Raw genomic sequence first — 15,282 nt, 5'->3', positions numbered from 1 at the left:
TGGGGGCGGGTCATTGCGTCAGTCGGGCGGATCTTGCCGGGCTGCCGTTTTCCCAAAGCAATGGATTGATAGGCTCGGCGAACTGGACTGCGTCGACGCGGCCGATGATGACGTCGTGAGTGCCGTAGCCGAGGCGTTTGTCCAGGGTGCAGATAAGGCTCGACTGTGCATCCGCCAGGCAGGGCAAGCCCTGGATGTCTTCCCATTGACCATGGGCAAAACGTTCGGGGCCTTTGACCTGGCCGGCGAACACCGGTACCAGGGCACTATGGGCCGCGCTAAGCAGGTTGACGCTAAAGCGTCCGGACAGCATGAGCGGGCTGTGCAGGCTGGCGGAGCGGTTGATGCAAATCAGTAGCGCGGGAGGCGCGGTGCTGACGGAGATCACCGCAGTCGCGACCATGCCCACCGGCGCATCGCCGTCGCGGCTGGCAATGATCGCTACGCTTGACGTCAGCCTGCGCATGGCGCTCTTGAACTGATCCGCCAATTCTCCGGCATCGACGTCGGTGGCGACCGGCAAGACCGTAACGTTGCCCGAAGCACTGCGGGCCTGAGAATATCTGCTCATGCCACGGCCTCCATGATCCTGCCAGGTTTGTGCGGCGCGCGTTGGCCGGCTTGCTCCATCAGCGGCAACACGTCCTTGACGAAGCGCTGAAGCCCGCTGTGGTAATCCAGCCAGGTCAGGTTGATGCCGTCCACGCCCAGGTCGGACCAGCGCTGCATCTGGTCCACGATCATCCGGGAGGTGCCTACCAACGGCACGCCAGCAAACCCGGCCTTGAAATGGAAACGGAAACGCTCGGCATCGGCGGCATCCTTGAACATGCCGCTTTGCACGCCGATCTCGCGGGTCACGTTATCCAGCGCGGCGTCGTCGCCATGTTGGGTCACGTAGTAGTCGAGCTGCTGGTGTGCCTGATCCAGAGTGTCTTCGTGAACGACATAGGCGTAGACCCAGATCTGCAGCTCCCGACCATGTTCCAGGCGCGCCAGGTCGCGATAGGCCTTGATCTGCGCGCGGATGGTGTCGTCGTCATCTTCGTGCTTGAGGATCAGGAACGCCGCATCGCAATGCTGGGCACAGAATTGGCGGCCCCTGGGAGAGCCGCCGGCGTTCATCAGGAACGGCCGGTTGATCGGTTTGGGTTCGGCGTAGCCTTGCTTGACGTTGAAGAACTCGCCTTCATAGTCAAAGTACCCGTTGGCCTCCCATGCTGCCTTGGCGATTGCGATCCACTCATCGGCATGGTCGTAGCGTTTGTCATGGTCGCGCTGGTGACCATTGAACATGCCCATTTCCTGGCCGAACCAACCGCAGATCATGTTCAAGCCGAAACGGCCACCGCTGATGTGATCGATGGTCGCTGCCTGCTTGGCGGCAAACAAGGGATGGACCGTGGATAAGTGCGACGTGGTGAATAGCGCGATCTGTTCGGTGACCGATGCGAGGCCGGCGGCCCAAGTGTAGGTTTCGTAGGAAACGCCCATCGGATTGCTGGCGCCTTCCCACCCGCGCCAACGGCCCACGGGCAACAAAAGCTCAAGGCCAGCGCGATCGGCCAGGGTGGCGATCGCCAGGTTGCTTTGCCAATCAGCCGCTCGGTGGCGCTCCGGCGCGGTGGTCAATGTGCAGCCGCCTTCAATGTTGAAACCGAACACACCGAGTTTGATTTTGTTCTGGCTGTCGCGCACCGGATTGGGCTTGCGAATGGACACGTTTGTGGTGGTCATGTCATGAGTACTCTTTCAAAGGAATGGAATAGGCGCAGCTCAGACGTTGGCTTGCTTTTCCCTGGATGACAGCCAGGGCTGGTCATAGCGGTGCAGGGCGCGGGCCTGTTCCAGGGTCAGGCCCTCGCTGACGCTCTGGATGATGTCCTTCTCGGTCTGCTCGACGGCTTGGGCGCGTTGGATGACCTCTTCGACCTTCTCGGCAGGTATTGCCAGGCAGCCGCTGCTGTCGCAGATCACCAGGTCACCCGGATTGACCGTGACCCCGGATATCTGTACGGGTACCTGGGTTGCCTTGAGCTGCACTCGGTTTTTTGCCGACTGCATGAAGCGGGCACGACTGAACAGCGGGTAGTTCAGGCGTCGGACCGTGTCGATATCCCGTGCGGCACCGTCGATCAGCGTGCCGCGAATGCCCCGGCTTATCGCGACGTGGGTCAGGATGTCGCCCCAGGTTGTGCAGTCGGTGCGCCCAGGGTTGCTGGAAACAATGACCGCGTCGGGCGGTACCTCATCGATGTAGTTGGCAGCGGTTCTGAAGCCGTTTCTTTCCTGCACAGGCTCGTACAACACCGTATAGGCGAAGCCCACGCAGCGGGTTCCCGGTACCTGCTGGTTGAGCCCTGCCAGGCCCCCGGCCAGCCCCAGGCTATCGAGTGCATCCGACAGACTGGCGGTGTCGAGTATCTCGCAGGCTTTGAGCAGCGCATCGTTGTCTTGCACAGTGTGAGAGATGATCGCGTTCATGCGTGGGCTCCTTTTTCCAGGGCGTGCTTGTCCAGGTTTCCGAACTGCCGGGATGTCGGTCCGTCAAGCCGCGCCGCCCATTCGAGGGTTTGCTTGACGATGTCTGCTGCCATTTCGAAGGTACTGGCCGTTCCTCCCAGGTCGTAGGTGCGGCAGTCACTGCGCGCGACCTGGGCAACGGCGTTGCGAGTCGCCTGGGCGGCATGCACGTACCCGAGGTGTTCAAGCATCAGCGCGACTGACAGGAACATCGCGCTCGGGTTGGCCCGATGCAGCCCTGCGTAGGCGGGCGCGCTGCCATGCACCGGTTCGAAGTAGGCTCCCTGGACCCCGATGTTCGCGCTGGGTGCCAGGCCCAGGCCACCCATGACTCCGGCCCCGAGGTCGGAAAGAATGTCGCCGAACATGTTTTCGGCCACGATCACTCCGAAGCGCTCGGGCCGTCGGACCATCCACAGCGCAACGGCGTCGACGTTATCGATGTTGCATTGGATGTCGGGAAAATCCGCGGCAACCGACTCCAGGATCTCTCGGGCAAACGCGCCGCTGTACCGCAGGACGTTAGGTTTATCCGCCAGCGTGACGCGGTCATAGCCTTGCCGGCGCGCGTGCTCGAAGGCAAAGCGGAACAGCCGTGAAAGCCCTGCGCGGGTTTGCAGGCGCACCGTCATCGTGGCATCGGTGCAGCTCTCTCGCGTCCACGGCGCTCCATTGCGTTCGCGCTCAGCCAGTATCGGCTCGAAGGCTGGCGGAATGCTTGCAAAGTCCAGCCCCGCATAAAGGCCCTCGGTGTTCTCTCGGATCACCGAGAAACGATAACGGTTATTGCCCAATACATCGGTAACAGGGCGTACGTTGGCAAATAACCCGAGCTGCTGGCGAAGTTGGATTACCGGCGAGACGTAGACTCTCCCCGTGCCCCTGAGTGTTGACGAAAGTTCTGCTTCTGCTTCGCGAAGTGGTTTGCTGGTAATCGCACCCAACAACGTTGCGTGACTATTCTTTATCAAGTCCCAGGTTTTATCGGGAATGCAATTTCCTTCTTTTTGCCAGCAGCTCCAACCAATATCCCCAAACGTGAGATCGAGGGGAAGTTCAAGGGCTTCGAATAACGGCAGTACCGCCTCGGTGACTTCGACACCAATGCCGTCGCCTGCCAATACACATACTTGATGGCGCTGGCTCATTAGCGGACACCTCCACTTGCAAGCGAAGGCGACAACGTTGTCGGCAATGGCTTGATGGTTCTTTCAGGCTTGCGGCGACCTTGTTCATGCAATATCTGCAGGGCGTGGAAAGTTGACGCAGGGTTGTGCGTTCTGATCACGTCGTCCAAGCGGTGCTGAACATCGAAAGGCATGTTGTAAGTGCCCATCATGACATCCGTCAGCGACAATGGAAGGCTGCTGGCCGGGACGGTATCGGCAGTGAGCTGGGATAAATGCAGGGCGCTTACCAGGTCATAGTCATTGCGAATACCGGCACGGTGCAGGTACGCGACAAACACTCCCAGGTGCAGGTTGCCGGCTCCCTTGCCCATGCCGCAGATGGACGCATCGATGTATTCCGCCCCGGCATCCATGGCGGCGATCGAGTTGGAAAGCGCCAGGGACAAGTTGTTGTGGGCATGAAACCCCAGGGGAATCAGGACCCGACTGGATATTCGTGTGATCAGCCGGTCGACATCGGCCGGAATCATATTGCCATTGGAGTCCGCGAACACCAGCAAGTCTGCCCCGGCGTTTTCCGCGCGCAAGCTCATGTCGGAAATTTCTGCGGGGCCCAGGGTCGTGACATGAGTGATATTGGCGCTGACCTGAAAGCCATAGGTCTTGGCTAGCCGCACGGTGGCCAACCCGTCTTCCAGGCGGTCTCGGCGCAGGCAAACCCTGATCATTGACACGCCATGCTCCTGGAGCACTTGAAAGTCACCGGCGCCGACATTGTGCGGATGCACCATGACGCACAAGTCGATCCGCCCTGCGGCGGCGGCGTGGACAGCGCTCAGGTAGCGACCGTCGACAGCGCTGGTGAGGCCATGTTCGTGCTTGCGTACGAACGAACCATTGCGGTAACCGATTTCGCAATAAGGAATGCCGGCTTCGATCATTTGAGAAATTGCAGATTGGGCGTAATCAACAGTGAAATTGAAATCATTACGGTACCCACCGTCTCGCAGCGTGACATCGATAATCTTTATCTGGCTCATGAGTGCAATCCCTTTATCATGTTTTCGAAGGCACGCAAGTGTGCCGTTTTTACTTCGAGTAAACAGAGGCAATCAGGAGTAGCAATGTCTTGCGCAGCCGCATACGCATAACGATCTGCCAGTAAAGGCAGTGTTATTTATCGTATGGGCAGGGGGATTATTATTATAGGTGTGTAGCGGGTGTGGCTGGGTGCGAGGTCTGGTTAAGGTGAAAGCGTGTTTGCCTGACCTGGTTTGATACTGGACAATGTCTTATAGGTTGTAAACAGGTTGTTTTTAACACCGGCTGTTAAAAATTTCCCAATGCTGTCGAACCTTTTATTAACGATGCTCTTGTGCAAAGCAATGTATGAGGAAATCCATCATTGCCCGTATTCCCGGGGCCGTTCGCATGTCGCGATGGACCACCAGCCATAGTTCGGCATGTAACGGCTTCTCTTCGATTGGAACCCTTTGCAAACCGCCGGGGGCATCGGCCATGAAGACCGGCAGCAACGCGATACCAGCCCCCGCCCTGGCCGCTTCGGCCTGCACGTCGAAAGATTTGACCCTCAGAACGACGGGCCGCTGGCCTGCGGCATTTTCCAGCCAGATGCGCTGGGGGGAGGGTTCCTGTTCATCGTCATGGGCAATGAATTCATAGGTTGAGGCGGTGCGGTTCTGAAGATAGGACGGTGCAGCAAAGAAACCGAAGTCCAGGGTGCCGATCTTGCGTATGACCAGATCCGTCTCGGTCGGTCGTCCGACGCTGATCGCGATGTCCGCTTCGCGCCTGGCCATGGAGGCCATGCGCGGGTTGGAGAGGATCCGCACATTGACGTCAGGGCATTGCCCCCTTAACCGACCGAGATGGGGCGCTATGAAATGCGTCGTCAGGTGGGGCGGCGAGCTAAGGGTTATGTCGGCGACTTTATCGGTACGTATCGCGCAGACCGCGCGACTCAACGCGCAGGCCGTTTCCTGCATACGGTTACCCAGCTGGGCGATCCGTTCGCCGTTTTCGGTCAACTCGTATCGGTGGCTGCGTCGGTCCACCAGGCGTATTTTCAATGCTGTTTCAAGGGCAGCTATCCGTCGTGAAACGGTAGCGTGTTCGACGTTCAATGAACGCGCTGCGGCGGCCAGGGAGCGTATTCTCGCGAAGGCGATGAAGTACCGAAGGTTTTCCCAATCGAACTGGGTACTGTCCACAGGGAAATCGACGGCCTGCGTGGCTATGAGTGAGGTGCTGCTAACATCCATATCGTGACTCCGTCCGAGTGGTTCCGATCGATAGAAACTCCGCTGAATTCGATAAAGACCGTGGCTCTCCACGGTCTCCGATGAATGACTTTAGTGCAAAACCGCTTGGGTTTCCGGCGCAAGTCCCGGATGTCGTGCCCCATACACAAGCACCTTGGTCGCGATCGTCGTGGCTGCCAGCGCGCAGAAGACCAAGCCGCTGACAATGGTGCCTTCCATGCCCATGCGTGCGAGGAACCACCCGCCCGCTGTCGCGCCAAGCGTTACCCCCAGATTGATGAACGAAATGTAGAGACCTGTCACGAATTCTGGAGCCTCCGGGGCTTCGGAGGTCAGCCAGACCTGGGTGACGATCAGGCCGCTGGTATGGGTGGCTCCCCACAGCACAACGATCAAGATCATTGGCAAGATGGCCGCACTGGCGAAAAAGTGAAGGATCAGGTACGCCGCGCCCAGCATGACCGGGTGCATCAGCGTGGTGCCCACCTTGTTTCTTGACAGCAAGCGGCCTGCCAGCAGATTACCGGCCACTCCGCCCACGCCGAACAGGATCAGCATCGCACTGATCACTTCACCACTCATGCCGGCTTCACGGGACAGGTATTCGGCGCTGTAGGAATACACCGAAAACATCGCACCGAAAATCAGTGTGGAGGCCAGGATATTGAGCCACAGCGTCGGTTTGCGCAGGATGGCCAGCTGTTCCCCATAAGGCGTCCGCTGTCCGGCAAAGGTATCGGGTAACCGGGCGATGATGCCCAGGCCGGCAATCACGTTGACCGCGGTGCAGAACAGAAAAGCGGCTTCGTAGGAAAAACGCGCAGCGATCCAGGTTGTGATAGGTACGCCGAGCACCATGCCCATGCTGGTGCCGACAAACGCCTTGGCCGTCGCCTGCGTCGCCTGCTCCTTGGGATAAAGAGACACCACGGCGACAAACGCCAGAGAGAAATACACCGGATGGAAGAACGCCGGGATGATCCGCAGGATCGCGAGTGATCCGTAATTGGGCGCATAAGCCGACAGGGCGCTGGAACCGGCGAAGATGAACAACGACAGGGTCAGGATTCGCTTGCGGTTGTAACGCGAGAACCACAGCACCATGAAGGGGCCGAACACGGCGATGATCAAGGCGAACAGGCCCACCAGATAACCCGCTTCGGAGGCGCTGACGCTGTAGCGTTCGATGATCACCGGCAGAATACCGACCACGCCGAACTCAATGGTGTAGACACCGAACAAACCCAGGGCAATGAAGAACAACGGGTTGAACAGTTTCATGGCCTGTCCTCCAGGGTCACGATGACTTTGCCGAACTGCTCGCCGGCCTCCAGGTATTGGTGGGCCTGGACTATTTCCTCGAAGGCAAACGTCCTGGCGATCACCGGAAACAGGCTGCCGTCCACCAGACCGCTGGATACGAATGCCTTGCCCTGGGCAAACAGGACGGGATCGTTGACGACTTCGTGCAGCAGGTAGCCCCGCAGCGTGAGACTTTTTCCCAACACGGTGAAAAGCGGAAAGGGCGAGGGCTCGTTGCTCAGGGCTCCATATTCGATGATGATGCCGCCGCGGCGGGTGGCATCCGCCAAATGCTCGATACCCGGTCCGCCGACAGGATCGAAGACGACCCGGACGCCATCACCGGCGGTGATGTGCTCGACGCGCGCTGCCAGATCTTCTTTGTCGCTGACGATTACATGGACTGCACCGGCCGCCAGCAGTTTGCGCACCTTCTCCTCGCCACGGGTCACCGCGATAGGGATGGCTCCTACTCGGTTGGCGATCTGGATGGCGGCCAGGCCGACGCTGCTCGAAGCCGCGGTGATGAGAACGAAGTCCCCCGCGACCAGTCCCGCCACGGGCAACAATGCGCCCCAGGCCGTAAGATATTGCATCCAGACTCCTGCGGCCTGTTCCATGCTGAGCGTGTCGGGATGCCGGACCAGCATCGCCGACGGGACTACCGCCTGCTCGGCATAGGTCCCCCATCGAGCGATGCTGGAAGGGGGGACCAGGCTGACTGGGTCACCTATTTCGAAGTCGTGCACGGCGTTGCCCACGGCTTCGACAACACCGGCTGCTTCATACCCCAGTCGGCTGGGAAACTCGGCCTGTTCAAGGTATTGGCCGCGCCTGAACATCGATTCGGCGCGGTTGAGGCCGATGGCTTTTACGCGGATGAGGACCTCATCGGGGCCTGGCTGGGCGACTGGTAAATCCTCGATCCGCAGAACCTCTGGATCACCATATTCATGGAACCGAACGACACGTGTCATGGCTTTTCTCGCAAGGATTGGGAACGTTTGCAGTCTAGAGGCGCGTCCAATGCAGAAAAACGCGCTGGAGTTCCGGTGTTAACGGATATATGTGTCCGCAATGGGAATTGGTTGGCGCTGGGGTAGCCGGCGGCCGACGCTGCGAACCAGTACGTAGAACAGCGGTGTGAAGAGCAGTCCGAATGCAGTCACGCCCAACATGCCGAAGAACACAGCGACGCCCATTGCCTGGCGCATCTCTGCTCCGGCACCGGTTGAAATCACCAGGGGAACGACGCCCATGACAAAGGCAATCGAGGTCATCAGGATTGGTCGAAGTCTCAGCTTGCTGGCCTCCCAGGCGGCGTCCATCGGGGTATGTCCCTGGCGTTCCAGTTCCCTGGCAAACTCGACGATCAGGATGGCGTTCTTCGACGCCAGGCCCACCAGCACCATCAGGCCGATCTGGGTGAAGATGTTGTTATCGCCTCCGGTCAGCCAGACGCCCGCCAACGCCGAGAGCACACCCATCGGCACGATCAGGATCACAGCCAGCGGCAACAAAAGGCTTTCGTACAGTGCCGCCAGTACCAGGAAAACCAGCAACGTGCTGACCGCCAGTACCCAACCGGTTGCGTCACCGGCCAGCCGCTGCTGGTAAGTCAGATCTGTCCATTCCATGCGTATACCTTGAGGCAGGGTCTGCCGGGCGATGCGCTCGATGGCCGCCTCCGCCTGGCCCGAGGAGTAACCAGGGGCAGGCGCGCCGTTCACGTCCGCCGCTGTAAAGGCGTTGTAATGCACGACCATTTCCGGCCCGTAACCGGGATCGACCGATAACAACGTCGACAGGGGAACCATGTCGCCGTATGCATTGCGTACCTTCAAGCGCGTGATGTCTTCGGGATTGGCCCTGAACGGCGCATCGGCCTGTGCCCGAACCTGGTAGACACGCCCGAAAAGATTGAAGTCGTTGACGTACAAAGATCCCAGGTAAATCTGCAGGGTTTCGAACACATCGGTCACCGAAACGCCGAGCTGCTTGGCTTTGACCCGGTCGAGATCGACATCCAGTTGGGGCACGTTGATCTGGTAACTGGAGAACAGCGGCCCCAGTTCCGGCGCTTTGGCAGCCTCGGTCATGAAGGCTTTGACTGCGCTGTCGAGGGCGACATAGCCCAGGCTCGCCCGGTCCTCGATCTGCAATTTGAAACCGCCAAGCGTTCCCAGGCCCAGGACCGGTGGCGGCGGGAAGACTGCCGTGAAGGACTGCGAAATCCTGCCGAATTCGCCATTGAGGTCGGCTGCTATCCGGTTCGCCCCCAGCGCCTCGCCGGAGCGTTCGGCAAAGGGTTTGAGGATCACGAAAATGATTCCCGAGCTCGAGGAATTCATCAGGCCGTTGACGGACATGCCAGGAAACTCGAGCGTATGGGCAACGCCAGGATGCTTGAGTGCGATGTCGTTCATCTGCTGGATGACCTGCTCGGTGCGGTCCAGCGAGGCTCCGGCGGGCAATTGGGCGAAACCCACCAGGAATTCCTTGTCTTGTGCCGGGACGAACCCCGTTGGCAACGTGTGGCTGAGCCATGCGCAGGCACACAGCAGAACGCCGAATAACGCGAACGTCCTGCCCTTGTGCGCCAGGACACCGCGTACGCCGGCGCCATAGCGGTTCTCGGCCTGCTTGAACCGGCGATTGAAACCCTTGAAAAAACGCCCCATGACCTTGTCGATGCCACGCTCCAGCGGATCCTTCGGTGCGCCATGTGGCTTGAGCAGCAGCGCACAGAGGGCGGGAGAAAGCGTCAACGAGTTGAACGCCGAAATCACCGTGGAAATGGCAATGGTCAAAGCGAATTGGCGGTAGAACCCACCGGAGAGACCGGGCATGAACGCCAACGGAATGAACACACAAACCAGCGTCAGGGTGATGGCTATGATTGGTTTGCTGACTTCTGCCATCGCCTGGTGAGTCGCCTGGCGAGGTGACAGTCCCTGGCTAATCGTGCGTTCGACGTTTTCCACGACCACGATCGCGTCATCCACGACGATGCCGATCGCCAATACCAGGCCGAACAATGACAACGCGTTGATTGAGAATCCGAACGCCAGCAGGAACGCCAGTGTGCCAACGATGGATATCGGCACGGCCAACAGGGGAATGACAGAGGCCCGCCACGTCTGCAGGAACACGATGACCACCAGCACGACCAGCACGATGGCTTCGAACAGGGTGCTGATGACCGCATCGATGCTGGAGCGAACGAACTGGGTCGGGTCGAAGACGATTTTGTAATCGACGCCGGCCGGCATATCGGCCTTGGCTTGAGCCATGATTTCCCGGGCACGGGTAGAGATATTCAGTGCGTTGCCGCCCGCCATCTGGAAGACGCCGAAGCCCACCGCCGGTTGTCCGTCCACCAGTGAGCGAAGCGCGTAGGTCGAAGCCGCCAATTCGATCCGGGCCACATCGCGCAAGTACGTTACGCCTCCATCCGGCACCGTTTTGACGACGATGTTGCCGAATTCCTCTTCGGTTTTCAGGCGACCCTGGGCATTGACCGAGAGCTGCAGCGGGACGCCAGGACGCATGGGTGAAGCGCCTATGACGCCGGCCGCGACCTGGATGTTCTGTTCCCGGATGGCCTGGACCACCTCGCCAGCGGTGAGACCTCGCTGTACCACGCTGTCGGGGTCGATCCAGATGCGCATGGCATAATCGCCGCCGCCCCAGATGCGCACTTCGCCGACACCGGGAATACGTTCGAGCTGGCTCTTGATGTTCAGCACGCCATAGTTGCGCAGGTAGTTGGCGTCGTATTCGTTTTTGGGCGACACCAGATGAATCGCCAGGGTCTGGGTCGATGATGATTTGCTGGTGGTCACTCCAAGGTTCAGTACATCGGCTGGCAGGCGCGGCAGGGCTTCGGATACCCGGTTTTGCACCAGTTGCTGAGCCTTGTCCGGGTCCGTGCCCAAGGCGAACGTCACGTTGATCGCCAACGTACCGTCGCTGTTGGCTTGGGATTGCATGTACAGCATGCCTTCCACACCGTTGATGCGCTCTTCAAGGGGCGCGGCGACACTTTCAGCCACCACTTTGGGGTTGGCACCTGGGTATTGAGCATTCACCACAATCAACGGCGGCACGACATCGGGATACTCCGACACCGGAAGTCGCGTGAGTGAGAGAATGCCGGCCAGCAGTACAAGGGCGCTGAGGACACCGGAAAAAATCGGACGGTCGATGAAGAATCCGGACATGTTCATCATTGTTGCGCCTGTGGTTGTGACGGCGCGCGTACCGGAGCAACCTGGGTGCCCGGCGTCGCCAGGTGCAAGGAACTGACGACAACCTGTTCCTCGGGTTCGATCCCCTGGTCAATGACACGTAGCGCGCCCTGGCGTATCCCTGGCTTGACTTGGCGGTACTGAACGCGGCCCTCTGAATCGACCACCAGGACGTATTTTTTGTCCTGGTCGGTGCCGATGGCGCTGTCGTCAACCAGGGTAGCGGGGCGGCTGGCGCTGCCTGGCAGCAGAACCCTGGCAAACAGGCCCGGGCGCAGCTCGCCGTTGCTGTTGTCGAAACTGGCTCTGACCCGGATAGTGGCTGACCGGGTATCCAGGCGATTATCCAGGGAGCTCAGGTTGCCTTTGCGTGGATAACCCTCTTCATGGGCCAAGCCGAGCATGACCGGTACCGGATCGGCCGCCGGGCGGTTGCCCAGGTAGCGCAGGAAGGTTTGCTCGTCCACATCGAAGTCAGCGTAGATCGGTGAGATCGACACCAGATTTGTCAGGGCCGTGGAGCGTTCCCCCACGTCGACGATATTGCCCGGTGTCACTTCTACCCGTGAAGCTCGACCGTCGAACGGCGCGAGGATGCGGGTGTGCTCCAGGTCGAGTCGGGCCAACTCGACCCTGGCCTGGGCTTCATTGACCCTGGCCTGGGCTTCGTTGGCGCTCTGTATGCGCTTGTCCAGGTCGGTTTTTGCGATGGCATTGCTGGTGATCAAATGCTCGTAGCGCTGCAGCTCTTTCTGGGCGAACAGACTCATCGACCTGGCTGCCACCAGCGCGGCCTGGGCTTGTTGCAGCGTGGCGGCATAGGGGCGCGGATCGATCTCGAACATCAGGTCGCCTTTGCGCAGCAGCGCGCCGTCCTTGAAGTGGACGCTGATGAGCGTACCGGCCACTAAAGGCTTGATGACCACGGTGTCGGTGGCGACCAGGCGACCGGTATAGCTCTGCCAGTCAACGACATCACGTGTGACGGCAGTCATCACTTGCACTTGGGGCAGCGGCGCGGAGGCGGTTGTAGCCTGGGCAACCGGCGACCGCGTGCCGATTGCCAGGCCGGCTAGTGCCACCAGCACCAATACCCCTAGTGCCCAAGCGGGCACGCCGGTCAACCTGCGAATAAACAATGACATGGCAAGCATCCTTTCTAATGGAAAAATCAGACTTGAGGGACACTCAATGGCCGTTCGATCGGCTTGGCCCTGCCCCAGCGCCGCATGGCGGGCCGCTCGACGAACGCAAATAGCAGCCAGCCACCCAGGAGCGACAGGCAGAACGTGGCCGCGAGAATGAGAGACGCCGGTACAACAGCAAAACGTTGCCCGTCCAACAGCGACGTCACGCACATCATGATCAGCAGGTGGATCATGTAGAACCCGAACGAAATCTCCCCCAACCAGACCATCAGCGGATGGCGAAACCAGGATTTGCGTTGCGCAACATCGGCGGCAGCCAGGCTGGTAATCAGTAAGGCAATCGGAATGACGGTGGTGAGTGACAGGCTGTAGATGAAGGGCACTTCTCCTGCGAGGAAGTACGCCACCGTCGCCAATGTCAGGGCCGGTGCGACCGGGATGGCAACCCAGCGTCCCGTCATCAGAATCCGCGCCATCAGCATGCCGAGAACGAATTCGAACAGACGAAGTGGCGGAAAGTAATACGCCAACCACCACTGGTTCAGGGAGATCGGGTATTCGGCGATCTGGGGCGCATCGTTGACAAACTCGGCGATGAGCCAGTGAGTTGCAGCCATTGCGCAGACGGTCAGGCCGGCGGTCAACCAGAGTCGGTCCGCTGGAACCTTCCACAACGCGCGTAGGAGAAACGGGAACGCCAGGTAGAAAACCAATTCACAGCACAAGGACCAGGAGGGCCCATTGACACTGAGGAAGACCGACATGTCCGGCACCCAGGCGTGGATCAGCAACAAGTTGGGCAACCAGGCGCCGAGGGCCGTCAGCGGTACGGCGAACGCGATCATTGCCAGGATGAAGGTCACCAGATGGTTGGGGTAGATCTTGACCAGGCGTCGACGCCAGAATGCCCCGAGCGTATCGTTCCTGCGGGCCGACCAAGTGATGACGAAACCACTGAGCACGAAAAAAAACGAGACCCCAAGCCAGCCGCCCACGCTGAACAAGCGCTGAAAGCCGGCGACGATGTGCTGGTCGGCAAAAGGATTGAACCCGATGATTTTGGTCAGTGAGGCATGAAAGAGGAACACCAGGGCGGCGGCGACAAACCGAAATCCCGTCAGAGAGTCGAGGCGCACGTTGGCATGGCTGTGGTACAGGCGTGAATGCGTCATGAGTCGATACCTTTCAATAAAGATCCGTGGCACTGTCGAAGGCCGAAGTGCCGGGCCAATTCCATGGGGCAGATCGCCAAAACAAAGCTGAACAACTCAAACTGCATTCGCATGAAGGCCGGCTTTCAAGCCGGTCTTTTCATGATGTCTCCTTATCGCAGCGCAAGGCATGCGTCATTCAAGCGCCATACACGGCATTGCACAGATCGACGGTGAACTGCCCGAACATCCCCTCGAACGCGGTATTTGTGAACGCGACCACCGAGATCTGCTGCGCCGGATCGACAAACCAGGAATGACCAAAAGCCCCACCCAGGCGCCAGGTACCGACGGACTCCGGGGTTTGTGCCGCCGGCGGGTCAGTCAACACGGTGAACCCCAGGCCGAAACCGCGGCCAGGCCAGTTGGCGAGCTCCAGTTGGCCGGTCTGGACGGTTCCCATCTCTTTCGCCAGGTTTGCCGGCATGAGAGGGCCACCCCCCTGGCGCAATGTTTCGAGCAAGGTCAGGAATTCTTCGGCGGAGCCGATCATCCCGGAGCCCCCGGAATGGTAGGCGCTGCTGTCGAGGGCCCGGTCCGCATCCATCCGGATGCCTGCGGTGTTCTCGAAAACCTCGATCACTTCGACGCCATTCATGCGACGAGGCGCGGGATCGGCATTGAGATAGGCAGCCGTCAGGCGGGAGGTGTCGATAACATTGAAACGGGTATCGGTCAGGCCGAGCGGCTCGCACACCAGTTGATTGATCGCATCGGCCAGACTGCTCTCGCATACCCTGGCGATGAGCGCGCCCAACACGTCGGTGGCAATTGAATACCCCCAATCGGTACCAGGGCGATAGAGCAGCGGCGCGGTTGCCAGTCGCCGGATGTTCTCCTCCAGGGTGAGCGGCGCGTTTTCCAGACCGTCGCACACACCGGCACGCGCGTAGGCACCGCCACCCTGGGCTTCGAGAAAACCGTAGCCCAGGCCGGCCGTATGGCTCAGCAATTGGCGTACGCTGATCGGCGTTCGGGTGCCATCCGCCAGGGTTGGCTGGAACTCCGGTAGCCAGCGGGCGATAGGATCATCCAGGCCAATGCGACCTTGGGCCACCAAGGCCAGGGCGGCGGCGCAGGTAATCGGTTTGGTAACCGAAGAGAGCCGGAACAAGGCGTCGGTGCGCATCGGCAGGCCAGCCTCTCGGTCGGCCAGGCCCGCGGCGTTGCGATAAGTGATTTCGCCGCGACGGGCGACCAGCACCACGGCGCCCACCAGGCGTTTGTCTTCGATGGCACTGGCCAGGGCAGCGTCGATTCGCGTCTGCATGGGGTCAGTGGCGATAGCGCTGGATAATTGGATGGATTCTTTAGCGGTCATGATCGCGATTCCCTGCTGTAATGGACGTCGCCATGCTAGGTCGCAGACGGCAGAGGAAACAGAGGCTAGAATTCCGGACACATCGGACGTTTCGTTCCGCAATCCAAGGCGCAAA

The 15,282-nt window shown here is 59.9% G+C and carries 12 protein-coding genes; all 12 read right to left on the bottom strand.

From position 1 onward, the window contains the following. Positions 1-10 precede the first annotated feature (10 nt). The 12 genes from LCU97_RS17940 to LCU97_RS17885 all read right to left on the bottom strand — a co-directional run bounded on the left by LCU97_RS17940 (position 11) and on the right by LCU97_RS17885 (position 15,116). The gene (locus tag LCU97_RS17940; RefSeq protein ID WP_232777360.1) at positions 11-571 is read right to left on the bottom strand and encodes a flavin reductase family protein; all 561 of its coding nucleotides are present in this window, start codon (positions 569-571) and stop codon (positions 11-13) included. After that, the gene (locus tag LCU97_RS17935) at positions 568-1,737 is read right to left on the bottom strand and encodes an LLM class flavin-dependent oxidoreductase (RefSeq protein ID WP_053154105.1); all 1,170 of its coding nucleotides are present in this window, start codon (positions 1,735-1,737) and stop codon (positions 568-570) included. Before LCU97_RS17935 ends, LCU97_RS17940 begins: the two co-directional genes overlap by 4 nt. Positions 1,738-1,776: 39 nt before the next feature. Next, positions 1,777-2,484: an RraA family protein gene (locus LCU97_RS17930; RefSeq protein WP_053154102.1), complete on the bottom strand. Its 708-nt coding sequence runs from the start codon at positions 2,482-2,484 to the stop codon at positions 1,777-1,779. Next, positions 2,481-3,671: an isocitrate/isopropylmalate dehydrogenase family protein gene (locus LCU97_RS17925; protein ID WP_053154099.1), complete on the bottom strand. Its 1,191-nt coding sequence runs from the start codon at positions 3,669-3,671 to the stop codon at positions 2,481-2,483. Before LCU97_RS17925 ends, LCU97_RS17930 begins: the two co-directional genes overlap by 4 nt. Continuing rightward, positions 3,671-4,693, bottom strand: coding sequence for a beta/alpha barrel domain-containing protein (locus tag LCU97_RS17920; protein WP_232777359.1), 1,023 nt, complete (start codon positions 4,691-4,693; stop codon positions 3,671-3,673). The genes LCU97_RS17925 and LCU97_RS17920 overlap by 1 nt, the downstream gene beginning before the upstream one ends. 321 nt (positions 4,694-5,014) lie before the next feature. Next, positions 5,015-5,935 carry a LysR family transcriptional regulator gene (locus LCU97_RS17915; RefSeq protein WP_082339817.1) on the bottom strand — a complete coding sequence of 307 codons (921 nt, stop codon included), beginning with the start codon at positions 5,933-5,935 and terminating at the stop codon, positions 5,015-5,017. A gap of 90 nt (positions 5,936-6,025) precedes the next feature. Then, on the bottom strand, positions 6,026-7,216 hold the full coding sequence (locus LCU97_RS17910; RefSeq protein ID WP_053154093.1) for an MFS transporter: 1,191 nt from the start codon (positions 7,214-7,216) through the stop codon (positions 6,026-6,028). Then, positions 7,213-8,214 carry a zinc-dependent alcohol dehydrogenase family protein gene (locus LCU97_RS17905; RefSeq protein WP_053154090.1) on the bottom strand — a complete coding sequence of 334 codons (1,002 nt, stop codon included), beginning with the start codon at positions 8,212-8,214 and terminating at the stop codon, positions 7,213-7,215. Before LCU97_RS17905 ends, LCU97_RS17910 begins: the two co-directional genes overlap by 4 nt. Before the next feature lie 78 nt (positions 8,215-8,292). Beyond that, the gene (locus LCU97_RS17900; protein WP_053154087.1) at positions 8,293-11,466 is read right to left on the bottom strand and encodes an efflux RND transporter permease subunit; all 3,174 of its coding nucleotides are present in this window, start codon (positions 11,464-11,466) and stop codon (positions 8,293-8,295) included. Further along, the gene (locus tag LCU97_RS17895; protein ID WP_232777358.1) at positions 11,466-12,632 is read right to left on the bottom strand and encodes an efflux RND transporter periplasmic adaptor subunit; all 1,167 of its coding nucleotides are present in this window, start codon (positions 12,630-12,632) and stop codon (positions 11,466-11,468) included. Before LCU97_RS17895 ends, LCU97_RS17900 begins: the two co-directional genes overlap by 1 nt. Positions 12,633-12,658: 26 nt before the next feature. Beyond that, positions 12,659-13,807: an acyltransferase family protein gene (locus LCU97_RS17890; RefSeq protein WP_232777357.1), complete on the bottom strand. Its 1,149-nt coding sequence runs from the start codon at positions 13,805-13,807 to the stop codon at positions 12,659-12,661. A 178-nt stretch (positions 13,808-13,985) separates the two neighbouring features. Then, the gene (locus tag LCU97_RS17885; protein ID WP_371259603.1) at positions 13,986-15,116 is read right to left on the bottom strand and encodes a serine hydrolase domain-containing protein; all 1,131 of its coding nucleotides are present in this window, start codon (positions 15,114-15,116) and stop codon (positions 13,986-13,988) included. Between the last annotated feature and the right edge of the window lie 166 nt (positions 15,117-15,282).

The sequence above is a fragment of the Pseudomonas uvaldensis genome, from assembly GCF_021271205.1.
In the GTDB taxonomy this organism is placed as follows: domain Bacteria; phylum Pseudomonadota; class Gammaproteobacteria; order Pseudomonadales; family Pseudomonadaceae; genus Aquipseudomonas; species Aquipseudomonas uvaldensis.
This window is presented reverse-complemented; position numbering and strand designations above follow the sequence as displayed.